Source organism: Tsuneonella sp. CC-YZS046 (assembly GCF_035581365.1).
Classification (GTDB): domain Bacteria; phylum Pseudomonadota; class Alphaproteobacteria; order Sphingomonadales; family Sphingomonadaceae; genus JAWKXU01.
On record NZ_CP141590.1, the window covers coordinates 3,011,846 to 3,035,697 of the forward strand.

The 23,852-nt window shown below is 65.7% G+C and carries 24 protein-coding genes; 12 read left to right on the forward strand and 12 right to left on the reverse strand.

Annotated features, from left to right (window positions below):
- Positions 1-35: 35 nt before the first annotated feature.
- The 9 genes from pabB (at position 36) to U8326_RS14825 (ending at position 8,097) form a co-directional block, all read left to right on the forward strand.
- Positions 36-1,865, forward strand: a complete 1,830-nt coding sequence (pabB, locus tag U8326_RS14785; RefSeq protein ID WP_324741156.1) for an aminodeoxychorismate synthase component I — start codon at positions 36-38, stop codon at positions 1,863-1,865.
- Positions 1,862-3,025: a pyridoxal phosphate-dependent aminotransferase gene (locus tag U8326_RS14790; RefSeq protein ID WP_324741158.1), complete on the forward strand. Its 1,164-nt coding sequence runs from the start codon at positions 1,862-1,864 to the stop codon at positions 3,023-3,025. Before pabB ends, U8326_RS14790 begins: the two co-directional genes overlap by 4 nt.
- Entirely contained in the window at positions 3,022-3,708 is a 687-nt protein-coding gene (locus tag U8326_RS14795; RefSeq protein ID WP_324741160.1) for an RNA pseudouridine synthase, read from the forward strand. The genes U8326_RS14790 and U8326_RS14795 overlap by 4 nt, the downstream gene beginning before the upstream one ends.
- The gene (gene arfB / locus U8326_RS14800) at positions 3,684-4,100 is read left to right on the forward strand and encodes an alternative ribosome rescue aminoacyl-tRNA hydrolase ArfB (protein WP_324741162.1); all 417 of its coding nucleotides are present in this window, start codon (positions 3,684-3,686) and stop codon (positions 4,098-4,100) included. Before U8326_RS14795 ends, arfB begins: the two co-directional genes overlap by 25 nt.
- A gap of 136 nt (positions 4,101-4,236) precedes the next feature.
- The gene (gene rpmG, locus U8326_RS14805) at positions 4,237-4,404 is read left to right on the forward strand and encodes a 50S ribosomal protein L33 (RefSeq protein WP_244381850.1); all 168 of its coding nucleotides are present in this window, start codon (positions 4,237-4,239) and stop codon (positions 4,402-4,404) included.
- Between the two features lie 52 nt (positions 4,405-4,456).
- Positions 4,457-5,113 (forward strand): LolA family protein, encoded by a 657-nt coding sequence (locus U8326_RS14810; protein ID WP_416385490.1) that lies wholly within the window; start codon positions 4,457-4,459, stop codon positions 5,111-5,113.
- Positions 5,114-5,499: 386 nt separating this feature from the next.
- Positions 5,500-6,294: an exodeoxyribonuclease III gene (locus U8326_RS14815; protein ID WP_324741168.1), complete on the forward strand. Its 795-nt coding sequence runs from the start codon at positions 5,500-5,502 to the stop codon at positions 6,292-6,294.
- Positions 6,234-7,346 carry a GTP cyclohydrolase II gene (gene ribA, locus U8326_RS14820; RefSeq protein WP_416385491.1) on the forward strand — a complete coding sequence of 371 codons (1,113 nt, stop codon included), beginning with the start codon at positions 6,234-6,236 and terminating at the stop codon, positions 7,344-7,346. Before U8326_RS14815 ends, ribA begins: the two co-directional genes overlap by 61 nt.
- A 199-nt stretch (positions 7,347-7,545) precedes the next feature.
- Positions 7,546-8,097, forward strand: a complete 552-nt coding sequence (locus U8326_RS14825; RefSeq protein ID WP_416385537.1) for a tetratricopeptide repeat protein — start codon at positions 7,546-7,548, stop codon at positions 8,095-8,097.
- Between the two features lie 12 nt (positions 8,098-8,109).
- Here the strand turns inward: U8326_RS14825 and U8326_RS14830 are convergent, their stop codons facing one another.
- From U8326_RS14830 to U8326_RS14855, 6 genes are read right to left on the reverse strand one after another with little or no spacing between them, the layout of a single operon-like run.
- On the reverse strand, positions 8,110-9,096 hold the full coding sequence (locus tag U8326_RS14830; RefSeq protein WP_324741172.1) for a right-handed parallel beta-helix repeat-containing protein: 987 nt from the start codon (positions 9,094-9,096) through the stop codon (positions 8,110-8,112).
- 45 nt (positions 9,097-9,141) lie between these two features.
- Positions 9,142-9,390, reverse strand: a complete 249-nt coding sequence (locus tag U8326_RS14835) for a hypothetical protein (protein WP_324741174.1) — start codon at positions 9,388-9,390, stop codon at positions 9,142-9,144.
- 52 nt (positions 9,391-9,442) lie between these two features.
- Entirely contained in the window at positions 9,443-12,091 is a 2,649-nt protein-coding gene (metH, locus tag U8326_RS14840; protein WP_324741176.1) for a methionine synthase, read from the reverse strand.
- A complete protein-coding gene (locus U8326_RS14845) occupies positions 12,091-13,140 on the reverse strand; it encodes a homocysteine S-methyltransferase family protein (protein WP_324741178.1) in 1,050 nt (349 codons plus the stop codon). Before U8326_RS14845 ends, metH begins: the two co-directional genes overlap by 1 nt.
- Complete coding sequence (metF, locus tag U8326_RS14850) at positions 13,137-14,078, reverse strand: methylenetetrahydrofolate reductase [NAD(P)H] (RefSeq protein WP_324741180.1); 942 nt, start codon at positions 14,076-14,078, stop codon at positions 13,137-13,139. Before metF ends, U8326_RS14845 begins: the two co-directional genes overlap by 4 nt.
- On the reverse strand, positions 14,075-15,091 hold the full coding sequence (locus tag U8326_RS14855; protein ID WP_324741182.1) for a metalloregulator ArsR/SmtB family transcription factor: 1,017 nt from the start codon (positions 15,089-15,091) through the stop codon (positions 14,075-14,077). The genes metF and U8326_RS14855 overlap by 4 nt, the downstream gene beginning before the upstream one ends.
- Positions 15,092-15,237: 146 nt before the next feature.
- Here U8326_RS14855 and U8326_RS14860 point away from each other — a divergent pair, with 146 nt between their 5' ends.
- Together U8326_RS14860 and U8326_RS14865 are read left to right on the forward strand one after the other, a co-directional pair.
- Complete coding sequence (locus tag U8326_RS14860) at positions 15,238-15,558, forward strand: hypothetical protein (RefSeq protein ID WP_324741184.1); 321 nt, start codon at positions 15,238-15,240, stop codon at positions 15,556-15,558.
- Positions 15,559-15,643: 85 nt separating this feature from the next.
- The gene (locus U8326_RS14865; protein ID WP_324741186.1) at positions 15,644-15,856 is read left to right on the forward strand and encodes a hypothetical protein; all 213 of its coding nucleotides are present in this window, start codon (positions 15,644-15,646) and stop codon (positions 15,854-15,856) included.
- A gap of 84 nt (positions 15,857-15,940) precedes the next feature.
- On the opposite strand, the gene U8326_RS14870 is transcribed toward U8326_RS14865, so the two are convergent.
- The 5 genes from U8326_RS14870 to U8326_RS14890 form a co-directional block, all read right to left on the reverse strand.
- A complete protein-coding gene (locus U8326_RS14870; protein WP_324741188.1) occupies positions 15,941-16,216 on the reverse strand; it encodes a hypothetical protein in 276 nt (91 codons plus the stop codon).
- A 75-nt stretch (positions 16,217-16,291) separates the two neighbouring features.
- Positions 16,292-16,561, reverse strand: coding sequence for a GlsB/YeaQ/YmgE family stress response membrane protein (locus U8326_RS14875; RefSeq protein WP_324741190.1), 270 nt, complete (start codon positions 16,559-16,561; stop codon positions 16,292-16,294).
- Positions 16,562-16,759: 198 nt separating this feature from the next.
- The gene (locus tag U8326_RS14880) at positions 16,760-17,569 is read right to left on the reverse strand and encodes an undecaprenyl-diphosphate phosphatase (RefSeq protein WP_324741192.1); all 810 of its coding nucleotides are present in this window, start codon (positions 17,567-17,569) and stop codon (positions 16,760-16,762) included.
- Positions 17,570-17,652: 83 nt separating this feature from the next.
- On the reverse strand, positions 17,653-19,809 hold the full coding sequence (locus tag U8326_RS14885; RefSeq protein ID WP_324741194.1) for a M13 family metallopeptidase: 2,157 nt from the start codon (positions 19,807-19,809) through the stop codon (positions 17,653-17,655).
- A gap of 84 nt (positions 19,810-19,893) precedes the next feature.
- Positions 19,894-21,750 (reverse strand): ABC transporter transmembrane domain-containing protein, encoded by a 1,857-nt coding sequence (locus tag U8326_RS14890; protein WP_416385492.1) that lies wholly within the window; start codon positions 21,748-21,750, stop codon positions 19,894-19,896.
- Between the two features lie 199 nt (positions 21,751-21,949).
- Here U8326_RS14890 and U8326_RS14895 point away from each other — a divergent pair, with 199 nt between their 5' ends.
- Entirely contained in the window at positions 21,950-23,194 is a 1,245-nt protein-coding gene (locus tag U8326_RS14895) for a polyhydroxyalkanoate depolymerase (RefSeq protein ID WP_324741197.1), read from the forward strand.
- Between the two features lie 29 nt (positions 23,195-23,223).
- Here the strand turns inward: U8326_RS14895 and U8326_RS14900 are convergent, their stop codons facing one another.
- A complete protein-coding gene (locus U8326_RS14900) occupies positions 23,224-23,835 on the reverse strand; it encodes a DUF4126 domain-containing protein (RefSeq protein ID WP_324743633.1) in 612 nt (203 codons plus the stop codon).
- Positions 23,836-23,852 lie beyond the last annotated feature (17 nt).

Below are 23,852 nucleotides of genomic sequence, written 5' to 3' on the forward strand. Positions count from 1 at the left end.
TCGACTTGGCCGCGCGAGACGTTAGAGCGATTGGAATGGTGGCGCGAGAACCCTTTGTCCTGCTCGACGATGCACGATCGGACGGTGCCAGCGATGCGCGGCTGTATCGCAGCCCTCGTGAAATATTCGTGGCGCGGCGCCCGGACGAGGTTCGCGGCGCGCTTGAGCGGGCAGATGCCGTGGTGGCGCGGGATGGCGGCGTGCTGGCGGGCTATATCGCCTATGAAGCCGGTCTGGCGCTGGAGCCGCGCCTTGCTCCCCTGGCCGAATCGCGCTGGGGCGCCCATGGCCCGCTGGTCTGGCTCGGCCATTTCGAAAGCTGCGAGATCATCCCGGCCGGCGAAGTCGCGGCCTGGCTGGCGGGGCAAGTGGGCGCGCCATGCGGGATCGGGCCGCTGGAGCCGCAGGTTTCCCCCGGCGGCTATGGCCGCGCTTTCGCCCGGCTGCAGGACGCGATCCATGCGGGCGATATCTATCAGGCGAATCTCACCTTCCCGCTGGCCGGATCGTGGCGCGGCGATCCGCTGGCGCTTTACGCCGCGCTTCGGCCGGCCGCCGCCGCGGGCTATGGCGGGGCGATCTTCGACGGATCGCACTGGCTGTTGAGCTTTTCGCCCGAATTGTTCTTCGCCCTTTCCGATGGCGAGGCCAAGGTCAAGCCGATGAAGGGCACTCGCCCGCGCGGCCGCGGCGAAGCGGAGGATCGTGCCCTGGCGGAGGATCTCGCCGGTTCCGAAAAGGATCGCGCCGAAAACCTGATGATCGTCGATCTGATGCGCAACGATCTCTCCCGCGTGGCAGAGGCGGGAAGCGTGCGGGTGACGCGCCCCTTCACGGTCGAGACTTATCCGACGGTCCACCAGATGGTGTCCACGGTGCAGGCCCGGCTGCGGCCCGGCCAGGGCGCGGCGGACATGCTGCGCGCGCTGTTTCCGTGCGGCTCCATCACCGGGGCGCCCAAGATCAGGGCGATGGAACTGATCGGCGACCTGGAGCGCGATGCGCGCGGCCCCTATTGCGGCGCGATCGGACGGATCGAGCGGGATTGCGCATCGGGAACTAGTCGCGCCGCCTTCAATGTGGCAATCCGCACCCTGCGGCTCGCGCCCGGGGATAATGGGCGCGGGCGCGCGGTGCTCGGCGTGGGTTCGGCGATCGTGGCGGATTCCCAGATCATGCCCGAATGGCGCGAGTGCCTGATAAAGGGAGGTTTCGTGCGCCAGTCATTGCCGGCAATCAGGGCAGCGGATTTCGATCTGATCGAAACCATGCTCTTCGAACCGGACAGCGGGATCGCTCTGCTCGAGCTGCATCTCGAACGGATGAAGGCCAGCGCGGCGGAGCTGGGCTTCTCCTTCGATCGCCATGCCACGCGCAACCAGATCCAGGCGCTGTGCTTCGAGCTCGATTCGCCGGCCAAGGTGCGGCTGGTGCTGGGGCGCAGCGGGACCACCGCGCTGGAGGCAAGCCCGCAGCCCGGCACGCCGGGCGAGCCGCTGCGCTGCGTGATCCTGCCGCTGCCGGTCGACAGCGGGGACTGGCGGCTGCGCCACAAGACGAGCGACCGCTCCTTCTACGAGGCGGCGCTGAAAGTCGCCCGCAGCACCGGGGCGCAGGAAGCATTGCTGGCGCGCGATGACGGGCAGGTCACCGAAGGCAGCTTCACCAACATTTTCGTGGAACGGGACGGCGAGCTGCTGACCCCGCCGGTTTCGCTGGGCCTGCTGCCGGGGGTGCTGCGCTGTTCGCTGCTCGCCAGCGGCAAGGCGCGCGAGGAGCCTCTGGCGATAGACGATCTCGCGGGCGGTTTCCTGGTGGGCAACGCGCTGCGCGGTTTGATCCGTGCGGAACTCGTCCAGCCATGATCAGCGAAGCGCTCCAGCGGATCGCGCCCTCGCGCACCACCGCCATGACCGACCGCGCCGCCCGGCTGCGGGCGGAAGGCCGCGACATCATTTCCCTTTCCGTGGGCGAGCCGGACTTCGCCACCCCGCGGCATGTGCTGGATGCGGCGAAGGCCGCGCTCGACGCCGGGCAGACGAAATACACGCCGGTGGGCGGCACGCTCCGCCTGAAGGAAGCCGCTTCGCTGCATTTCAGGCGTGATCTGGGGATCGCGGTGCCCGCCTCGCAGGTCACGGTCAGCGCGGGGGGCAAGCAGGCGATCTTCCACGCCTTGCTGGCCACCGTCAGTCAGGGCGAGGAAGTGCTGGTGCCCGCCCCCTGGTGGGTCAGCTATCCCGAGATCGTCCGCTTCGCGGGCGGCAAGGTGGTTCCGATCAGGACCGGCGCCGCGAACCGCTTCCGCTTCAGCGCGGGGCAGCTCGAATCCGCCATCGGCCCGCACACGCAATGGCTGATGCTGAACTCCCCCGGCAATCCGACCGGCGCGGTTTACCCGCCGGAAATGCTGCTGGCGCTGGCGGAGGTGCTACGCCGCCATCCGCGCGTGATGGTGCTGTCCGACGATATATACGCGCCGCTCGATTATACCGGCGCGCGCCATGCCTCGCTGGCCGCGCTGTGCCCGGATCTGGCCGACCGCATCCTCACCGTCTCCGGGGTATCGAAAAGCCATGCCATGACCGGCTTTCGTATCGGGGTGGCGGCGGGGCCGGAATGGCTCATCAAGGCGATGGAGCGGCTGCAGTCGCACAGCTCCGGCAATCCCTGCTCGATCAGCCAGGCGGCGGCCGTGGCCGCGTTCGAAGGCCCGCAGGATTTCCTTGCCGAATGGCGGGAAATCTTCCGCGCGCGCCGCGATCTGGTGGTGGAGGCGGTCAATGCCATTCCGGGCCTGTCCTGCCCGGTGCCGGATGGCGCATTCTACTGCTTCGTCGACGCCACCCCCCTGATGGAACGATTCGGTGATGACGAAGCACTGGCCATGCATCTGCTCGAGCATGGCGTGGCCATCGTGGCCGCTTCCGCCTTCGGCGGCGCCAACGGGTTCCGCATCAGCTTCGCCGCGAGCGAGGACAGACTGCGCGAGGCGCTGCGCCGGATTGCCGGGGCCGTAGCATGAGCGGCATCCCGATTCTGTTCGAGGACGCGGAAGCGCTGATTATCGACAAGCCCGCAGGCCTGCCGGTCGACCGCCCGCGCAGTGGCGGCGCATCGCTGGGCGATCATCTCGATGCGCTCAGGCTCGGCTTCCAGCGCGCCCCCGCGCCGGTCCACCGGCTGGATACGGATACTTCGGGCTGCCTGCTGCTCGCGCGCAATCCTAAGGCGCTCAAGCGCTTCGCTGCCGCCTTCGAGGAACGCAGGGTGGCCAAGAGCTATATCGGCCTTGTCGCGGGCGAGGTAGCGGAGCCTGAAGGCACCATCGAACTGGCGCTGAGCAAGATCAGCTCGGCCAGCGGCGGCTGGCGGATGATCGCCGCGAGGAAGGGCAAACCCGCGATCACTCACTGGACAAGGCTGGCGGCAGGCGATGGTTTTTCCGTGGTGCGCTTCCTGCCCGTCACCGGGCGGACGCACCAGATCAGGATTCATGCCCTTGCCGGGCTGGGCTTTCCGCTGCTCGGCGATCCGGTCTATGGCCAGCCCGATTCGCGCGCGCGGCGCACCATGCTCCACGCCGCCGGTCTGTCCCTCGATCGCGGCAGCAAGCCGCCGGTGGCTGCGACCGCGCCACTGCCAGCGGATTTCCTCGCCTTCGGCGTAGAGCAGCTTGAGCCATGGCCGATCCCGACCCCGGCCTGATCGAGCGCGCAATGGCGCTGGTGGAGGAACGGTTCATCACCGGGGCTGGTCCGGGCGGCCAGAATGTCAACAAGGTGGCCACCACCGTGCAATTGCGGCTGGATGTCTTCGCCCTGCGGCTGGAGCAATCGGTGTTTCACCGGCTCAAGGCGCTGGCCGGGAGCAGGATGAGCGCGAAGGGCGAGATCGTCATCACCGCGCGCCGCCACCGCACGCAGGAAGCGAATCGGCTGGATGCCCGCGCCCGGCTGGCGGAAATGCTCGAAGCCGCGCGGCAGGAGCCGGCCTTGCGCAAGAAGTCCCGCCTCAACCGGGTGGGCAAGGAATCGCGGCTTCAATCCAAGAAGAAGCGGGGCGCGATCAAGGCCGGGCGCGGCAAGGTGGAGTGGTAGCGGCGCTTGACTTTTCCCGTCGCCTGGCCCAATGGCGGCCGCTGAAAGGGCGGCGCAGCCATGCGCCGCTTTCGCATTTTCGGCCCGCGCGCGGTTCCGGCCCGCGCAGCCCGCATCGAGATTTTAGGAAAGCGTCATGGCGAAGCCCGCAACCGTCAAGATCAAGCTGGTCTCCACCGCCGATACCGGCTTCTTCTATGTGACGAAGAAGAACCCGCGCAACATCACGGAAAAGATGAGCTTCCGCAAATACGACCCGGTCGCGCGTAAGCATGTCGAGTTCAAGGAAGCCAAGATCAAGTAAGGAACCGGACAGGTTCAGCGTGAGTTCAAGCCCCGATATTAAGGGACTGGGCATGAACACACGCTTTTCTTCGATCAAACTCCCGATCCGCGCCGTTGCTGCAGCCGCACTTGCGGCCGGCGTGCCTGCGGCGTCCTTCATGGCTGCCGCGCCTGTCGCCGCCGCTGCGACCGAGCTGGACAGCGCGGTCGCGGCCTTGCGCTCGATTTCCACTCTCAAGGCCGATTTCATCCAGACCGACCGTTCGGGCCAGCGGATGTCCGGCGTGGTCACGCTCAAGCAGCCGGGCAAGATCCGCTTCCAGTATGAAAAGGGCGTGCCGCTGCTGATCGTGGCGGACGGCAATGCGCTGACCATGATCGATTACGAGGTCAATCAGGTGCAGCGCTGGCCGATCAAGAACAGCCCGCTGGGCGCGCTGCTCGATCCCAAGCGCGACGTGGCCCGCTTCGGCACGCTGAAGCCCACCGGCAATCCCAATGTGATCAGCGTGGAAGTGCGCGATCCGAAGAAGCCGGAATATGGGATGATCACGCTCATCTTCATCAGGGATGCCGGGGCGCCCGGAGGATGGGAACTCTCCAGCTGGGTGGCGCTCAATTCGCAGAACAACCGCACCACCATCCGCCTCTCCAACCAGCAATATGGCGTGCCCGTGGCCGACTCGGCATTCAGGTATCGGGACCCTCGCCCAACCGGTCGTCGCTGAGGAGAAACGGTCCGCCTACGGCCCGTGGCGCCGTTGCGATGAAACTCTTGCGGCCGTTCATTTGATAGAAAGCCAGCGCCCGCTAAAAATAGTCCCACAAGGCGAAACGAGGCGGGTTTCCCCCCTGTTGCCCCAGCCTCTCCCCAAGAGCGCCTTGCCAAGCGTGACGAACGCTCGAATGAACTCCCGTCCCAGTTGCCCCCGGGACGGGGGTTTTTTTGTTTCCGGCCATGCCGGGTGCGGCGGCCCTTGCTGCGCTTGCCCCGGCCACCTGGACTCGTCCCGGTTCAGGTCGAGCCGGAGCGAGTCTGGAATTGCCTGTTTTCCGCGATTTCCGAGTCAGCAAGTGATTCCACTTGCTTCGAAATCGCTCTAAAGCCCCCGCCATGGTTTCTATCGCATCCTGGAACATCAATTCGGTTCGGCTCCGCCTGCCGAGCGTCGCGCGCTTCCTGCAGGAGGAGCAGCCGGACGTGCTGTGCCTGCAGGAAATCAAGACCATCGAGCAGACCTTCCCGTTCGAGGCGTTGAAGGATCTGGGCTATACCCATCAGATCGTTCACGGGCAGAAGGGCTATCACGGCGTCGCCACGATCAGCCGGCTCCCGATTCGCGAATTCTCCCGTCATGACTGGCAGGACAATGGCGAAGCGCGCCATGTCGGGGTGGAACTGCTCGGCCCGGGCCAGGGCATGATTCTCGAGAATGTCTATGTCCCGGCCGGGGGAGACATTCCGGATCGCGCCGAGAATCCCAAATTCGGCCAGAAGCTGGATTTTCTGGAACGCATGACCCGCTGGGCCGACCGGCTCGACCGGCCCACCCTGATCGTGGGCGATTTCAACATCGCCCCGCTGGAATGCGACGTGTGGAACCACAAGCAATTGCTCAAGGTCGTCAGCCACACGCCGGTCGAGGTGGACACGCTGCAGCGCTTCAAGGATGCGCATGGCTGGGTTGACATCGGACGCGAGCACATCGCCGCGCCCGGCCGCTACTACAGCTGGTGGAGCTATCGCGCGAAGGACTGGAAGGTGGGCGACCGGGGGCGGCGGCTCGACCACATGTGGGCTTCGCCCGAACTGGCCGCGCAGGCGACTGCGCACCGGGTGCTGGAGCCATGCCGCGACTGGCAGCAGCCGTCGGACCATGTTCCGCTGGTGACGGAGTTCGATCTTTGAGCAGTCCGGCCAGGCGTGCGGCGCAGGCCATCGATGCGCTGCGCCACGGCTGGCCGCTCGCCATCGCCGGCGCGCCGGTGCTGCTGCCGGTGGAAACCGCCATCGCCCGCGCGGCGCGGTCCAGCCGGATGCTGATTTCGGCGGCGCGCGCCGCCACGCTCAAGCTGGCCAATCAGCGGGAAGCCGCCGAGCCGCATGCTCCCGTCCTGATCCATGGGGCCGAGCCTTTCTCGCTGGAGACGGCGCGCCCCATCGCCGATCCTGCGCTCGATCTGGCCGCGCCGATGAAGGGGCCGTTTCGCGCTGACGAGCTGCCCTGGCGGGCGCAGGCGGAGGCCGCGCTGGAAATCGCCCGGATCGCGGGGGTGCTGCCCGCTTTCATGGTCGACCCGGCCGATACCGGGGAAGCGCAGCAGCTGTCCGCAGCCGATGTGGCGGAATGGCAGGACAGCACGCGCCTCGCCATCGCCACCCGCGCTCATCTGCCGATTGCCGCGTCGGAAGACGCGGAGATCGTGGCCTTCCGCAGCGCCGATGACTTGCGCGAGCATGTCGCCCTGGTGATCGGGCGGCAGATCGCGGAACGTCCGCCGCTGGTCCGCCTGCATTCCGAATGTCTCACCGGAGACATCCTGGGCAGCCTCAAATGCGATTGCGGGCCGCAGCTCGATGCCGCGTTGCGGGCCATGGCCGAAGAGGCGGCGCGGGGCGGCTGGGGGGTGCTGCTCTATCTCAGGCAGGAAGGGCGCGGCATCGGCCTTATCAACAAGCTGCGCGCCTATCGCCTGCAGGACCAGGGCTTCGACACGGTGGACGCCAATCGCCGGCTCGGCCTGCCGGACGAGGCGCGGGATTTCCCGGTGGCGGCGCGGATGCTCGAATTGCTGGGGGTGCGCTCGATCCGGCTGATGACCAACAACCCGGCCAAGGTCGCGGCGCTCCAGGCCGAAGGGGTCGAGATCGCGGAAAGAGTGCCGCACCAGCTTCCGCCCAATCCGCACAATGCGCGCTATCTGGACACCAAGCGCGACCGCGCGGGGCATTTATTATAGATAAACTTTGAAGAGGCCGTAGGGCGAAGTTCGCCGAAAATGGGGGCGGGTATGCTCAATAAGATACTGCTTCTTGTATCAAGCCTTTTCTGATCGCTGCGACAATCGAAGATGATGCAAACGCGCTGATCGAGCAAGGCAGGGAAGCCGAAGCATTCAGCTTGTTCTGACTGCCGCGAACCAGAATGATCCCAAAGCGATCAATGTCCTTGCTTGGTTTTATGATAAGGGGGTGCACGTTCCCAGTGATGCTGCGACAGCCGCCTCACTTTATAGAAAAGCTGCCGGATTGGGGGAGCAGTATGCCCAATGGCGTCTCGGTGTGATGATCGACACGTCCGATGGAGTGGAGGGAACCTCAGAAGAAGCAGTCGCACTGTTCTTGCGCGCCGCAGCCCAAAATTTCAGCGATGCATGGGTCAGCTTAGGAGTGATGCAAGCAGGCGGTAGGGGAACGAACAAGGATTATGCTGCGGCATTCCGCAGTTTTGAAACTGCTGCCAAGATGGGAAATTCACACGCATTTAATGAGATTGGTGTGATGTTTGCCGTCGGAGAAGGCCGGCCAATCGATATGGTGGAAGCAACTGCTTGGTTCGCTGTCGCTGCGGCGCTCAATAATGAAACAGCCAAGCAACATCTCCAAAGATTGGCTGGGCAATTGGATGAAGCAGGGATAGACCAGAGCAGCTTACGCGCGAGCGAGATATTCCAGACCTATTTCGGCGGCGATCAGAAAAACTGGCATTGAAATATCCTAATCCTATCGCCGCTCGAATTTCTGGATGCCCTTGCCCAGGCTGTTCTGCCCGATCGCCAGAGGCTCGCCGGACCAGTCCGCCACGAAGGTGGTGGTCCATTCGACCGTCGGGGCCAGCCGCGCGTCATTGCCTTCGATCCGGAGGCCGGTGGACGGATTGGCGCGCTTCTCCGCCGCGACCGCGATCAGGGCGGAATGGTTCTCGTGATCCGGCCCCTGGACGAACCAGTTGTTGGTGATCTGGCCGGTCGAACCGTTGGGCAGGTCGATCATGTAATTGGACCATGAGCCTTCCGAATCGTCGAAGCTGCAGGATGCGATCTCGGTCCTGATCGCGCGCGACTTGGCGTAATGCCCGCCCGCGCCCTTCTCGAATCGGCTGCGCGTGACGCGCAGCAGCCCGTAATTGCCGATATAGATCGAATGGGCGCAGCCGCCGGAATAGGCGCAGGTGCCGAGATTGGTGAAGGTCGATTTGTCGATCACGATGCGGCTGGTCGGGTCATCGCCCGCGAGGATGCCCTGCTGGCTGTCCCTGAACCAGCTCTGCGTGACGGTCAGGTTGCCTTTCTCCTGACGGATGCCGGCGGCATTGCCGGAATATTTCGAATGCATGTTCTGGAAGGTGATGCCGGAGACATTGGCGTTGTATCCCCGCAGCACCAGCGCCGCCTTGTCCTCGCAGATGTCGCCGTCGAAGATCACCGTGCCCGGCTGGCTCGCGAAATAGGAGATATCGCCCGCCTGCTGGACGGCGCAATCGACATAGCGCCCCGGCGCGATCACGATGGTTCCGCGTTTCCCGCCGATCGCATCGACCGCATCCTGCAGCTTGCCGTAGGAGCGGCCGGTTTCGGTGACGATGTAAGGGCCGGACCTGGCCTGTGCAAACAGGGCTCCAGCGGGAACGAGCGAGAGCGCAAGCCCTGCGATTGCAAGCAGGGCGGCCGGCACGGGGCGAGCGGGCTTGGCGACTTCAGCGTTTTTCATGCGCGCCCTATAACGCGACAAGGTTAAGCAGGGGCGAAGGCCGTTTCAGCTGATTTCGGACTGCTCCACAATGGGACGGGCTTCCCGCGTGCCGCGATAGCGCACCGACGGGTCCAGCGCATCGCCCGCAATGATGACGTGATCGTCATGCACTTCGAGCAAGGTGCCGACGAAAGGCCAGTCGGCCAGATCGCCCGTCACCCGATAGCTCACCGTATCGCCCACCTTGAAGGTGGCCGGATCGAAGTTGAAATCGAACGGGCAATTCTCGCCGCCGGCACCCATTCCCTGCATGGCCAGTCTCCTCAAGGGCTGTTCCGGATGCAGGCTAGCGCGCAAACGGCGCTTAGTCGAGATTGGGCCGCAGCCAGCGCTCCGCCGTCGCCAGATCGATCCCGCGCCGCCGGGCATAATCTTCCAGCTGGTCGCGCCCGATTCGCGCCACCCCGAAATAGGAGGATTCGGGATGGGCGAAGTAGAACCCGCTGACTGCGGCCGTGGGCAGCATCGCCTGGCTTTCGGTCAGGACGATCCCCGCGTTGTCCTGCGCCTTGAGCAGGTCGAACAGGATCGGCTTGAGGCTGTGGTCGGGGCAGGCCGGATAGCCCGGAGCGGGGCGGATTCCGCGATATTCCTCGCGAATCAGCGCTTCGTTGGTGAGCTGTTCGCCCGGGGCATAGCCCCATAGCGTGGTGCGCACATGCAGGTGCAGCCGCTCCGCGAAGGCTTCGGCGAAGCGATCCGCCAATGCCTTCAGCAGAATGTCGGAATAGTCGTCATGCGCGGCCTTGAACCGCTCCAGATGCGGCTCGCTGCCGTGGATGCCCACCGCGAAGCCGCCGATCCAGTCCCCGGCCGGGTCCACGAAATCGGCCAGGCAGAAATTGGCGCGGTCCCGGCTCTTCTTCACCTGCTGGCGCAGGAAGGGGATGCGGGTTCCGCCTGCCGCGCCTTCATTGTCGAGGATGATGTCGTCGCCGTCGCGATGGCATGGCCAGAAGGCGCAGGTGCCGCGCGCGGTCAGCCATTTCTCCTCGATGATGGTCCGCAGCATCTTCTGCGCATCCTCATAGAGGCTGCGCGCGCTTTCCCCGACGATCTCGTCATCGAGGATGGACGGGAAGGTGCCCGCCAGTTCCCAGGCCCGGAAGAACGGGGTCCAGTCGAAATGCTCGCTGAGATCCTTGAGATCCCAGGATTCGAACACATGCTGCCCCGGCTGCAGTGGCGGCGGCGGCTTCGCGGCGGGATCGGCCCGGAAGCCGTTTTCGCGCGCTTCCTCCAGCGTCAGCAGGGCGGATTGCCCCTTGCCTGCGCGCGCTTCGCGGATCTTCGCATAATCCTGTGCGGTGGCGGTCACGAAACCGTCCCGCTGGGTATCGGACAGGAGCTGGCTGGCGACGCCCACCGCGCGCGACGCGTCGAGCACATGGATCACCGGGCCGGTATAGGCCGGCTCGATCCGCAGCGCGGTGTGGACCTTGCTGGTGGTGGCCCCGCCGATCAGCAGCGGAATATCCATTTCGGCCCGCTGCATTTCCTCGGCCACCGTCACCATCTCGTCCAGCGAGGGGGTGATGAGGCCGGACAGGCCGATGATGTCCGCGTCGTTCTCGTTGGCGGCCTGCAGGATGCTGGCCCAGGGCACCATGACGCCGAGATCGATCACTTCGTAGCCATTGCACTGGAGCACGACGCCGACGATGTTCTTGCCGATGTCGTGGACGTCGCCCTTCACCGTGGCCATCACGATCCGGCCCTTGGCCTTCTGCCCTTCCACCTTCTCGGCTTCGATGAACGGGAAGAGATAGGCGACCGCCTTCTTCATCACGCGCGCCGATTTCACGACTTGCGGCAGGAACATCTTGCCGCTGCCGAACAGGTCGCCCACCGTGTTCATCCCGCCCATCAGCGGGCCTTCGATCACTTCGATCGGACGGCCGCCGGCGCTGGCGATCTGAACACGGGCTTCCTCGGTATCGTCGACGATATAGGCGTCGATGCCCTTGACCAGCGCATGTTCCAGCCGGCGCACGACATCCCAGCCGCGCCACTCCTCGGCCGCCTTGTCCTCCGCCTTGTCCTGCCCCTTGTAGCTTTCGGCCAGCTCGATCAGCCGCTCGGTCGGGGTCTGCCCGTTCTTCGCGGCAGGCGATCCGGGCGCGGGCACGCGATTGAGGATCACATCCTCGCAGGCCTCGCGCAGGGCCGGGTCGATCTGGTCGTAGATGTCCAGCTGCCCGGCATTGACGATCGCCATGTCCAGTCCGGCGGGGATGGCATGATAGAGGAACACCGAATGCATCGCGCGGCGCACCGGCTCGTTGCCGCGAAAGCTGAAGGAGAGGTTGCTGAGGCCGCCGGAGAAATGGACATGCGGGCAGCGTTGCCGAATTTCCTTCACCGCCTCGATGAAGTCCACGCCGTAATTGTTATGCTCTTCAATGCCCGTGGCCACGGCGAACACGTTCGGGTCGAAGATGATGTCCTCGGGCGGAAAGCCGATCCCCGTCAGCAGCCCATAGGCGCGCGAGCAGATCTCGACCTTGCGTTCCTTGGTGTCGGCCTGGCCCGTCTCGTCGAACGCCATGACCACCACCGCCGCGCCATAGGCCATGCATTTGCGCGCCTGGGCGAGGAACGGCTCCACCCCTTCCTTCATGCTGATCGAATTGACGATCGGCTTGCCCGACACGCATTTCAGCCCGGCCTCGATCACGTCCCACTTGGAGCTGTCGATCATCACCGGAACCCGCGCGATGTCGGGCTCGGCGGCGATCAGCTTGAGGAAGGTGGTCATGGCCTCGACCGCGTCCAGCAGGCCTTCGTCCATGTTGACGTCGATCACCTGCGCGCCGTTCTCCACCTGCTGGCGCGCGACTTCGACGGCGGCGGCATAATCGCCCGCCATGACCAGCTTCTTGAAGCGGGCCGATCCGGTGACATTGGTGCGTTCGCCGATGTTGACGAAACGGGCGGTGCTGGCTTGGGTCATCAGGCGGCAATCGTGAAGGGTTCGAGACCGGCGAGGCGGGTCTTCACCTCGACCTGCGGGATGCGGCGGGGCGGCTCGCCCGCCACGGCGCGCGCAATGGCGGCGATATGGGCGGGCGTGGTGCCGCAGCAGCCGCCCACCATGTTGACCAGCCCATCGTCCACCCACTGGCGGATCAGCTCGGCGGTGCGTTCCGGCAATTCGTCATACTGGCCCAGCTCGTTGGGCAGGCCCGCATTGGGATAGGCCAGGATCAGCGCGTCGGAATCCTTGGCCAGCTCCGCCAGATAGGGGCGCAGCTTGTCCGCCCCGAACGCGCAGTTGGCGCCGATGGTCAGCGGCTTGAGATGGCGCAGGCTATACCAGAAGGCGGTGATGGTATGGCCGGAAAGATTGCGCCCGCTCATGTCGGTGATGGTGAAGCTCAGCATCAGCGGAACCTCGCGCCCGGCGGCCTCGGCCGCTTCCCGCGCGGCCATCCCGGCGACCTTGGCGTTCAGCGTGTCGAAGCAGGTTTCGACCAGCAGGAAATCCACCCCGCCCGCGATCAGTGCATCGCATTGCTCGCGATAGGCGTCCTTCAGCGTGTCGAAATCGACTTCGCGAAAGCCGGGATCGTTGACATCGGGGGAGATCGACAGGGTCTTGTTGGTCGGCCCGATCGAGCCGGCCACGAACCGGCGCACCCCATCGCGCGAAGCGGTCAGATCGCAGGCCTCGCGCGCCAGCTTCGCCGCGGCGAGATTGATCTCGGCGACCATGTGCTCGCAGCCGTAATCGGCCAGGGCGATCCGGGTGGAGCTGAAGGTATTGGTCTCGATCATGTCCGCGCCGGCGGCCAGATAGGCGTCGTGGATCTCGCGGATCACGTCGGGCCGGGTCAGGCAGAGGAGGTCGTTATGGCCCTTCTGGTCCTTCTCGAGAGCGAGATCGCCGCGATAATCCGCCTCGCTCAGGCCATAGCCCTGGATCGCGGTGCCGTAGCCGCCGTCGAACACCAGGATCTTTTCAGCCGCGCGCGCGCGCAGCTCCGCTTCGGCGCCGCTCATGCCGCGATGCTCCGCTCGTGCCGGCCCGGCCGCACGCCCAGCAGATGGCAGATGGCATAGCTCAGCTCGGCCCGGTTGAGCGTGTAGAAATGGAGATGGCGCACCCCGCCCGCATAGAGCCGACGGGAAAGCTCCGCGGCCAGGGTGGCGGCGACCAGCTGGCGCGCCTGCGGCCGCTCGTCCAGCCCGGCGAACTGATCGGCCAGCCAGGCCGGAATGGCGGTGCCGCACAGCCTGCTCATCCGCTCCACCGCGGCGAAGCCGGTGATCGGCATGATGCCGGGGACGATTTCGGTGTCGATGCCCGCCGCCGCCGCCGCGTCGCGAAAGCGGAAGAAAGTGTCCGGCTCGAAGAAGAACTGGGTGATGGCCCGGCTTGCGCCCGCATCCAGCTTGCGCTTCAGATTGTCGAGATCGGCCGCGACATCGGAAGAATCCGGATGGGATTCCGGATAGGCGGCGACCGAGATGTCGAAGGGCGCGATGCGCTGCAGCCCCGCAACCAGATCCGCCGCATTGGCATAGCCCTGGGGATGGGGCCGGAACTGGGTCCCCGGCCCGGCCGGCGGATCGCCGCGCAGCGCCACGATATGCCGCACTCCGGCTTCCCAATAGGCATGGGCGACCTGATCCACCTCCTCGCGCGAGGCTTCCACGCAGGTCAGATGCGCCGCCGCCGGAATATTCGTCTCCCGCGCGATCCGGGCGACCGTCGCATGGGTCCGTTCCCGGGTCGAGCCGCCGGCGCCATAGGTCACGGAGACGAAGCGCGGGTCGAGCGGGACGAGCGTTTCGATCGCGTCCCACAGCGAATGCTCCATCTTCTCCGTCTTGGGCGGGAAGAATTCGAAGGAGACGCCGATATCGCCCGGCAGGCCGGCAAATAGCGGCGCGTCCGCCACCGCATATGCTTCGTTCGATGGGTGCTGGGTCGTCATTGCCTGATTGCTTTCGCGGTATCTTTATCGGTTTCGGGGGCGATCCGGGCGGGGCGCGCGCCGCTGCGTGTGCCGGTCCAGATCGTTACGGTCAATTCGCCTCCTGGCAGGGAGTGGACGGGGTCGGGCGCGAATCCCGCATCGGCCAGCCACTGGGCGAGCTGCTGCTCCCCGAAGCCGAGCCGGGCATGGGCGTGGATCTGCCGCAGCTCTTCCCGGTCGTGCGCAGCGAAATCGACGATCGCGATGCGCCCGCCGGGGCGCGTCACCCGCGCCGCTTCGGCCAGCACGCGCTCGGGCGCCTGCGCATAATGCAGCACCTGATGGAGCAGCACCGTGTCGAAGCTGCCGTCCGCGAAGGGCAGCACGGAAAAATCCCCCTGCACCAGGTCGAACCGTTCGGCCGAAAGCCCCTGGAGCCGGGCGCGGGCCACGCGCAGCATGTCGAGGCTCTTGTCGAAGCCGGTCACATGGCGGGCGCGCGGCGCGAAGAGTTCCGCCATGCGGCCGGTGCCGGTGCCGATGTCGAGCAGGTCGCCCAGCCCGCCTTCCCCCAGCGCTTTCGACAAGGCCGCCTCGACCACCGAATCCTCGCTGTGCAGGGTGCGGAGCCGGTCCCACTGATCCGCATGGGCCGCGAAATATTCCGCCGCCGCCGCTTCGCGATCAGCGCGGATCGCGGCCAGCCGCCGCCGGTCGCCCGCGCATTCCCGCGCGAAGGCAATATCCTCGCGCTCGGCGGTGGTGAGCAGGTGCTCCACCGCGCCGGGCAGGCCGCGCCCTTCGGCCGGCTGGCTGGGCAGGGCGCTATGCACGAAGACCCAGCTGCCTTCACGCCGGCGCTGGGCCAGGCCGGCATCGCACAGGATGCGGATATGGCGGGAAACGCGCGGCTGGCTTTGCCCCAGCACCTGCGCCAGTTCGCCGACCGCGAGTTCCATGCGGGCAAGCAGGCGGATCATCCGCAGACGGGTGGGGTCCGCCAGGGCGCGTATGATGGATTCGACCTGCATCGCAATTGCTCATATAAAGACATCTTTATATTTGCAACTGCAAATCCTGGGATGGCAATTGCTCCTGCCCCCGACTTTGGCTAAACCAGCGCTCCGCGAGGACGCATAAAGCATTCTCGCTCTGTCCAATTCGGAAGAGGGCTAACATGAAGAAATTTGCCTATGCCGCCTTTGTTTCCGCAGCCGCGCTGACGCTGGCCGCCTGCGGCAGCTCCGACAATGCGTCGGAAGATGCTGCGGCCGACAATGTGGAAATGCCGGCAGACGAAGCCATGGCCGGCGATGTCGGGGCGCCTGCCGCCGATACGGCGGCCGATGCCGCCGCCACCGCTGCCAGCGATGCCGCCGCCGCCGCCGAAAAGAAGGCGGAGGAAGCCGTCCAGACCACCGCTGACGCTGGCGAAGCCGCTGCTGCCGCCGCTGCCGATGCCGCCGCCGCCGCTGGCGAAGCTGCAAAGGCCGAATAACCCGTCTCGCACCGTGCCTGCCTCGATCGGCGGGCACGGTGCATCGGCCCCCCGATCCGTTCATGGCGCCGAGGCAGGTTTCCCGATGAGAACGATGGCCACACGATTGGCGATAGCCGCCTTTTGCCCGCTGCTGGCGTCTTGCGGGGCGCAGGATAACGATCCCGGGCCGGGCGGAGTGACGATCGGCGAAGCCCGCGCTCTCGACGAGGCGGCCGAAATGATCGAGCAGGGCCGTCCTTCTCCGGAATTGCTGAAGCAGATCGCGCCAACGCAGGAGCCGCCCCCAGCGGAATAAGGCCGGTTGCGCCAGCGGCGCAACGGCAGACGGCGCCGGATCGCTCCGACGCCGCCCTCGATCTGGAATACCGCCTGCCGCTTATCAGGGCGCGGCCTTCTCCGCCTGATCCTCGATCGCGTCGGCCTTGGCATCGCCCGCCGCTTCCACGGCGTCGGCCTTGTCTTCCGTCGCTTCCTTGGCCGCGCCGGTCATGCTGTCGGCCTGCGCATCTATGGCATCGGCCTGTGCTTCGGCCGCATTGTCCACCGCTTCCGCCTGTTCTTCGGCGGCATTTTCCTGCGGGCTGTCGCAAGCGGCCAGCGCCAGGCCCGCGGCCGCGACCGGGCCAACCATAACGAGTTTGAAAATCTTCTTCATCGTTCATCCCCTCTAAGGAAAAGGGGCGGGCCACGCGGCGCCGCCCCGGCTAGGGCCAGACAGCCCTTGCCCCGCTCAGCGCATGGCGCCGCGGCGAAGCATATTCACGATCGCAAGCAATACGACCGATCCCAGGAAAGACACCAGCAGCGCACTCGCGCTGTAATCGCCGGCGAGGATATTTCCGCCACCTATCAATGGATTGATCAGGAAGCCCGCAAGCAGCGCCCCGATGATGCCAACCACTATATTGAGGAGGATGCCCTGCTGCGCATCCGTCCGCATAATAATCGAGGCGAGCCACCCCAGCACGCCGCCCACCACGATCAACAAGATGATACCCATGGCGAAATTCCTCCTTGCTATGCGGAAGGAAAAGCGCCGGGCGGATTTAGGTTCCTGATTTTGCGACAGTTCGCCTTGCGGGGGCGGTCCGGTCCTGGCCCTGGACATGTTTCCGGCTGAACCGGAACCCGTCTGGAATTTGCCTGTTTTCCGTGATTTTCCGTGTCGGCAAGTGATTCCACTTGCCTGGAAACCGCTCTAGCGCAGGGCGAACCAGGCGACCACGGCCGTGCCCAGCACGATCCGATACCACGCGAAGGGCGCGAATCCGGAACGGCTGACATAGGCGACGAAAGCGCGGATCACGATCAGCGCGACGATGAACGACACGACGAAGCCGATCGCGATTTCATCCCATCCGACCAGGCCCTCGCCGCTCAGGGTGTGACCCTTGTCGAGCAGTTCCAGCGTGGAGGCGCCGATCATGGTCGGAACCGCCAGGAAGAAGGAAAACTCGGCGGCGGTCTTGCGGTTGATGCCCATGGCGAGGGCGCCCATGATGGTCGCCCCGGAACGGCTCACCCCCGGAACCATCGACAGGCATTGGGCCAGCCCCACCCCGAACACCTGCTTCATGGGCAGGTCCGCCACATCGCGGTATTCGCCGGATTTGGCGATCTTCTCGATGCCGAGAATCGCGATGCCGCCGACGATAAGCGCCCATGCCACCACATCGGGGCTGCCGAGCAGGATGTCGATGTAATCCTTGAGCGCCAGCCCGAGGACGGCGGAGGGAAGAAAGGCGAGGAGGATATTGCGCACGAAGGCCAGGCTTCTTTTCTCCAGCCTGAGGACCCCCATCCCGACGTTCCAGAAGGTCGGCCAGTATTGCACCACCACCGCCAGGATCGCGCCAAGCTGGATGACGACATTGAACAGCGCCCATTGATGCGCGTCATAGCCGAACAGCTCGCTTGCGAGGATGAGGTGACCAGTCGAGGAAACCGGCACGAATTCTGTCAATCCTTCCACGATGCCGAGAAGGATGGCGGTGAGTGTCAGATCCATATGCCTCAGGTGATGAAGGAAGGCATGGACAAGTCAAGGCCTTGCCGCCGTGCCTCGCCATTTTTTTCGCAGATGCAGCATTTCTACCAGATATGCACACGCTCCTCCGGCGGCAGGAAGAGCGCATCGCCGGGCGTGACGTCGAAGGCGCGATACCAGGCGTCCATGTTGCGCACGACCCCATTGACGCGATAGCGCTCCGGCGAATGCGGATCGGTCAGCAGCCGCTGGCGCAGCGTATCCTCCCGGTCCGCCGAGCGCCAGACCTGCGCCCAGGCCAGGAAGAAGCGCTGGTCGCCGGTCAGCCCGTCGATGACCGGGGCCTCCTTGCCGCCCAACGACATGCGATAGGCGCGATAGGCCAGGCTGAGGCCGCCCAGGTCGCCCATGTTCTCGCCGAGCGTGAAGCGCCCGTTCACGCAGGTCTTGCCCTCATCCAGCGGGCAGAAGGCGTCATATTGCCTGGCCAGCCGGTCGCCCAGCGCGGTGAAGGCGGCCAGATCCGCCTGCGTCCACCAGTCGCGCATCAGGCCGGTCCCGTCGGACTTGGCCCCCTGATCGTCGAAGCCATGGCCGATCTCATGGCCGATCACGGCCCCGATCGCGCCGTAATTGACGGCCGGATCGGCATCGGGGCCGAAAAAGGGCGGTTGCAGGATGGCGGCGGGGAATACGATCTCGTTCTTGGACGGGTCGTAATAGGCATTCACCGTCTGCGGCAGCATATACCATTCGCTGCGGTCGATCGGCCCGCCCAGCTTGCGCAGATCGTCCTGCCATGCCCATTTCCCGGCGGCGATCGCATTTTCCAGCGGCTTGCCCCGTTCGATGGCCAGCCCTTCATACTGCTTGAACTTGTCGGGATAGCCGATCTTGGCGGTGAACTGGTCCAGCTTGGCCTGCGCTTCGGCCTTGGTCGGCGCGCTCATCCAGGCATTTTCGGCCAGGCTGGCGGCCAGCGCCTTCCTGACATTGCCGATCAGGTCCAGCATCGCCGCCTTGCTGGCCGGCGGGAAGTGCCGCGCGACATAGGCTTCGCCCAGCGCCTCGCCCAGCTGGCTTTCGACCGTGTCGATCGCGCGCTTCCAGCGCGGGCGCTGCTCCTCCTGCCCGCGCAGCAGCTTGCCGTAGAAGGCGAAGCGCGCATTATCGAGATCGGACGGCAGGACATCCGCATTGCCGGACAGGAACTGCGCGGCCATCCATGCCCTGGCGGTATCCACGGGGGTTTTCGCCAGCAACTGGAACATCGCGGGCAGGCCGCCGCCGATTCTGGCCACATCCTCCGCGCTCAGGCCCAGCGCCTTCGCTTCGTCCGCATCGGGCGGCAATTGCCAGACGACGAATTCCTTGACCTTGCCAAGGCCGGAAGCCTGCAGCATCGGCGCAAGGGGGAAAGGCCCGGCCAGCTTGCGCAGCTCGCTGTGGCTGACCTTGTTGTAGGTCAGGTCGCGATTGCGTTCGGTGGTGCGATCCCAGGCGAGTTCGGCGAAGCGGTATTCCAGATCGTAGACGGCGGCGGCGGTCGCGGCCGGATCGGGATAGCCTGCCTTGCCCAGCAGGAAGGTGAGGTAATCGCGGTATCTGGCCTGGATGTCGCGGGATTTCTCGTCGGTCTTGAGATAATAGTCCCGATCCGGCAGCCCCAGCCCGGCGACCCCCACGCCCACGATATAGCGGTCCGGCTGCTTGTCGTCGACCATCACCCCCGCGCTGAACGGGGAAGGATAGCCGGGCTGGCCGAACAGCGAGGCGAGGTCCTTGATGGTCTTCGCCGAACCGATCGCGTCCAGATAGGGCTGCGCGGGCGCGAGGCCCGCCGCGTCTATCGCCTTTTGATCGAGGTAGGATTCATAAGCATCGACGAGGCGGGCATCCAGCGATCCGGGGGCCGGCGGGGCGGCCCGCAATTCGTCGATCAGAGCCTGGATGTCCTTCTGCGACTTTTCGCGCAGCATGGTGAATGCGCCATAGCGCGAATGTTCCGGCGGGATGGGATTGGCGGCAATCCACTTCGCATTCACATGGTCGAAGAAATCGTCCCCGGGAGCGATTTTGGGATCGAGCTGGGTGAGGTCGATGCCCCAGCTGCCGAAGCTCATCTGCGGGGCGGTCGTGGTCGCGGTCGTGGCTGGGGCAGGGGCAGCGGCCGGTTCGGACGGCCTGGCCTCGTCCGCATGGGCGGGAAGCCCCGCCATCAGCGCGACGCATGCGGTGAGTGTAGCGAATGTCTTCTTCATGGCCGTCTTTCCCCGCTTTCGGTTCCATTCTGGTCGCTTTCGGGCGGCGTTCTGGTCACCCGAAACTGAACCTGGCTTGAAACTTCACATGCCCGCCGCGGCTTGCATGCCATTGTCCTCGAACTGCAAGCGGGCCAGGCGCGCATAGAGCCCGCCGCCAGCCGTGAGATCGGTGTGGGTGCCCTGCTCCACGATGCGGCCATCCTCCATCACGACGATGCGGTCCGCCGCGCGGACGGTGGCAAGGCGATGGGCGATGACCAGAGTGGTGCGATCGCGCATCAGCCGTTCCAGCGCTTCCTGGACCAGCCGTTCGCTTTCGGCATCCAGCGCGCTGGTGGCCTCGTCCAGCAGCAGGATCGGGGCGGCGCGCAGCAGGGCGCGGGCGATGGCGATGCGTTGCCGCTGCCCGCCCGAAAGGCGGGCCCCGCCTTCGCCCAGATGGGTATCCAGCCCTTGCGGCAATTCGCGCAGGAAGCGTTCGGCATTGGCCGCCGCCGCCGCTTGCCAGATCTCCTCGTCGGAAGCGTTCCAGTTGCCGTAGCGCAGATTGTCGCGCGCATTGGCGGAAAACAGGATGCCCTCCTGCGGGACAAAGGCGATCCGCCGGCGGATCTCGGCCGGATCGGCGGAAGTCAGCGGCACCCCATCCATGCGGATGGTGCCTGCCTGCGGATCGTAGAACCGCTCGGCCAGCTGGAAGATCGTCGATTTGCCCGCGCCGGAAGGCCCCACGATGGCCACCGTCTCGCCCGGCTCGACCGCCAGTGAGAAATCCTTGAGCGCCGCCACTTCCACCCGGGTCGGATAGCGGAAGGTGACATTCTGGAAGGCGATGCCGCCCCGGGGCGGCTCGGGCAGGTTCACCGGCCGCGCCGGCGGCAGGATCTCGGGCTTTTCGTTGAGCAGCTCGTTCAGCCTGCTGGCCGCGCCCGCGCCGCGCAGGAGGTCGCCATAGACCTCCATCAGGGAGCCGAACGCCCCCGCGACCAGCCCGCCGGTCAGCACGAAGGCGGCAATGGTGCCGCCGCTGATCTCGCCGCTGGCGACCCCGATCGCGCCGCGCCAGATCAGCAGGGTGATGGCGCCGAAGATCAGGAAGATCACGGCCCCGGTCATCACCGCGCGGATCAGGATGCGGCGCTTCGCCGTGGCGAAGGTCCGCTCCACCGCCGCTTCGAAGCGCTGCCCTTCGCGCCGCTCCTGATTGAAGGCCTGGACGATTTTCATCGCGCCCAGCACTTCGGACACCATGGCGCCGACATCGGCCACCCGGTCCTGGCTCGTGCGCGAAACATTGCGCAGGCGGCGGCCGAACAGGGACAGCGGCACCACCACCAGCGGAATGGCCATCAGCAGGCCCGCGGCCAGCCGGGGCGCAAGGGCGAACAGATAGACGGTGCCGCCCATCGCCATCAGGAAATTGCGCAGGGCGACGGAAACCGTGGTCCCCACCACCTGCTCGATCAGCGCGGTGTCGGCCGTCATCCGCGAGGAGATTTCCTTGGGGCTGTTCTCCTCGAAGAAGCCGGGCGCCAGCCGCAGCAGATTGTCCTGCACGCGAAGCCTGATGTCGGCGACCACCCGTTCGCCCAGCCACGATACGAAATAGAAGCGGAAGGCGGTGGCGATCGCCAGCACCACCACGATCAGCAGCAGATACTGGAACCAGCGGGCCACATCGCCCGCCCCGCCGCCGGACCCGAAGCCGCGATCTATGATGAGCTTGAACCCGGACGGGATGGCGAGCGTCGCGCTGGCCGTTACCAGCAAGGCGAGGAAGGCGCAGGCGAGCTTGCCCGGATAGGCGCTGGCCGCGCGCCATACCATCAGCAGCGGCCCCAGGTCGCGGGCGGGCGGGGGACCTTGCTCTGCCGGCGTGCGATTGCGGCGCGCAAACAACCCGCGGCGATTCGAGCTTGGTTCTGGCGCTGACTCCATACCGCGCCCCTAGGCCGGAGTGGCCCGAACCGCAATCTTCTCCTGTCGCGCGGCACGGGCGGCGCTTTCGGGAACAGCCTTTTCCCGACGTTTTTTCAGCATATCCACGCCGATCCGCCACGGAATGGCCACGCTGCATTGCACAATTGCCTGTTTGGGGTCACAATGCCGGCATGATCGGACAGGGAACGAACGAACTGTGATCTATCATGCCTATGAACTGCAGCGCGCCTTCCTGCAGGGAGCGAGCGCCTGGGCCGGGATCGGGGCGCAGATGCTTTCCAATCCCAGCAATCCGTTGGGCTATACCGGGCTGGGGCCGGTTGCCGCATCCGCGCTGGATGTGTTCGCCCATGCCGCGGCATCGCGCGGGAAACCGGAATTCGGCATTGTCCAGGTCGAGGTCGATGGCGCTGCCCATGAGGTGACGGAAACCCAAGTCCTGGCGCGTCCGTTCGGCTCGTTGCTGCGCTTCACCCATGCCGGGCTGGCGGCGGATGCGCCGAAGCTGCTGATCGTCGCGCCGATGAGCGGCCATTACGCCACGCTGCTGCGCGGCACGGTGGAACGGATGCTGGAGCGGTGCGAAGTCTATATCACCGATTGGGCCGATGCGCGGATGGTGCCTCTTTCGGCCGGCTCCTTCGATCTGGACGATTATATCGACTATCTGATCGAGTTTCTCGAATTCATCGGCCCGGGCACTCATATGGTGGCCGTGTGCCAGCCTTCCGTGCCAGCGCTGGCCGCCACGGCTGTGATGGGCGCCGACCGGAACCGCTGCCGTCCGGCAAGCCTGACGATGATGGGCGGGCCGATCGACACCCGCGCCTCGCCGACCACCGTGAACTCCATGGCGATGCAGCGTCCGCTGGCCTGGTTTCGCAACAATCTGATCGCGACCGTGCCGATCCAGTATCCGGGCGTCGGGCGGAAGGTCTATCCGGGCTTCCTCCAGCTCACCAGCTTCATGGCGATGAACCTCGGCAACCACATCATGAGCCATTACGAGATGTTCAAGCATCTCGTCACTGGCGACGGCGAAAGCGCGGCGGCCACCAAGGCCTTCTATGACGAATACCGCTCCGTCTGCGACATGACCGCCGAATTCTATCTGCAGACGGTGGAGCATGTGTTCCAGAATCATTCCCTGCCCAAGGGCGAATTGGTGCATCGCGGCAAGCCTGTCGACCTGGGGGCGATCAGCGACACCGCGCTGATGGCGATCGAGGGCGAGCGCGACGATATTTCCGGCATCGGCCAGACCCGCGCCGCGCTGGATCTCGCCACCGGCCTGCCCGAGCAGCGCAAGAAATATCTGCTGGCCAGGAATGTCGGCCATTACGGCATCTTCAACGGCAGCAAATGGCGCAACCGGATCGCGCCCGTGGTGGAAGAATGGATCGCGGCCAACCCCCGCGCCAGGCTGGAAGCGGTGGCCTAGGGGCAGGCCCTAAAGCGATTTGCCGCGAATCATGGCTGGCCGGGCTTGCCCTCTCCCTGGGCGCTGCCGAATATCCGGCGCAGCACCGTGCGGGCCAGCAGCAGCAGGCCGATGGCGGCGGCCAGCAGCACAAGCGCGATGACCCCGGCGGCCAGGGGATATTCATAGGCGAGATAGAGCAGGCCGGCGGTCGCCACATCTTCCGTGGTGGACACCGCCACATTGCTGAATGGCTCCGGGCTGGTGTTGACCAGCGCCCGCGCCCCGGCCTTGCCGCTATGCGCGAGCAAGGCTCCGCTGCCCCCGAGGATGAATGCGATCACTTGCATCGCGGGGTCCGAAGGGTCCACCACGGCCAGTGCCAGCAACGCGCCGCCAAGCGGGCGGATGGCGGTATGAATCGTGTCCCAGACCGTATCCAGCCAGAGGATCTTGTCGGCGAAGAATTCGCAGAACGCCGCTATTCCCGCCACCCCCATGACCCAGGGATTGGCCAGGACCTGAAGCGCCGCCAGATGTTCCGGAAGCGGCAGGACGCCCAGCCGCATCGCGATGCCGGTGGCCAGCACGCAGAGATAGAGCCGCCACCCGGCCAGCAGGCTGACGCTGCCCGCAATGCCCAGGATTTCGATGATACCCAAGGTCCCGCCCGTTTCCA

Bases quoted from the DNA above. Each gene is read 5' to 3' on its own strand.
- pabB (WP_324741156.1), top strand. From the start codon at position 36: ATGGTGGCGCGAGAACCCTTTGTCCTGCTCGACGATGCACGATCGGAC.
- U8326_RS14790 (WP_324741158.1), top strand. From the start codon at position 1,862: ATGATCAGCGAAGCGCTCCAGCGGATCGCGCCCTCGCGCACCACCGCC.
- U8326_RS14795 (WP_324741160.1), top strand. From the start codon at position 3,022: ATGAGCGGCATCCCGATTCTGTTCGAGGACGCGGAAGCGCTGATTATC.
- arfB (WP_324741162.1), top strand. From the start codon at position 3,684: ATGGCCGATCCCGACCCCGGCCTGATCGAGCGCGCAATGGCGCTGGTG.
- rpmG (WP_244381850.1), top strand. From the start codon at position 4,237: ATGGCGAAGCCCGCAACCGTCAAGATCAAGCTGGTCTCCACCGCCGAT.
- U8326_RS14810 (WP_416385490.1), top strand. From the start codon at position 4,457: ATGAACACACGCTTTTCTTCGATCAAACTCCCGATCCGCGCCGTTGCT.
- U8326_RS14815 (WP_324741168.1), top strand. From the start codon at position 5,500: ATGGTTTCTATCGCATCCTGGAACATCAATTCGGTTCGGCTCCGCCTG.
- ribA (WP_416385491.1), top strand. From the start codon at position 6,234: ATGCCGCGACTGGCAGCAGCCGTCGGACCATGTTCCGCTGGTGACGGA.
- U8326_RS14830 (WP_324741172.1), bottom strand. From the start codon at position 9,096: ATGAAAAACGCTGAAGTCGCCAAGCCCGCTCGCCCCGTGCCGGCCGCC.
- U8326_RS14835 (WP_324741174.1), bottom strand. From the start codon at position 9,390: ATGCAGGGAATGGGTGCCGGCGGCGAGAATTGCCCGTTCGATTTCAAC.
- metH (WP_324741176.1), bottom strand. From the start codon at position 12,091: ATGACCCAAGCCAGCACCGCCCGTTTCGTCAACATCGGCGAACGCACC.
- U8326_RS14845 (WP_324741178.1), bottom strand. From the start codon at position 13,140: ATGAGCGGCGCCGAAGCGGAGCTGCGCGCGCGCGCGGCTGAAAAGATC.
- metF (WP_324741180.1), bottom strand. From the start codon at position 14,078: ATGACGACCCAGCACCCATCGAACGAAGCATATGCGGTGGCGGACGCG.
- U8326_RS14855 (WP_324741182.1), bottom strand. From the start codon at position 15,091: ATGCAGGTCGAATCCATCATACGCGCCCTGGCGGACCCCACCCGTCTG.
- U8326_RS14860 (WP_324741184.1), top strand. From the start codon at position 15,238: ATGAAGAAATTTGCCTATGCCGCCTTTGTTTCCGCAGCCGCGCTGACG.
- U8326_RS14865 (WP_324741186.1), top strand. From the start codon at position 15,644: ATGAGAACGATGGCCACACGATTGGCGATAGCCGCCTTTTGCCCGCTG.
- U8326_RS14870 (WP_324741188.1), bottom strand. From the start codon at position 16,216: ATGAAGAAGATTTTCAAACTCGTTATGGTTGGCCCGGTCGCGGCCGCG.
- U8326_RS14875 (WP_324741190.1), bottom strand. From the start codon at position 16,561: ATGGGTATCATCTTGTTGATCGTGGTGGGCGGCGTGCTGGGGTGGCTC.
- U8326_RS14880 (WP_324741192.1), bottom strand. From the start codon at position 17,569: ATGGATCTGACACTCACCGCCATCCTTCTCGGCATCGTGGAAGGATTG.
- U8326_RS14885 (WP_324741194.1), bottom strand. From the start codon at position 19,809: ATGAAGAAGACATTCGCTACACTCACCGCATGCGTCGCGCTGATGGCG.
- U8326_RS14890 (WP_416385492.1), bottom strand. From the start codon at position 21,750: ATGGAGTCAGCGCCAGAACCAAGCTCGAATCGCCGCGGGTTGTTTGCG.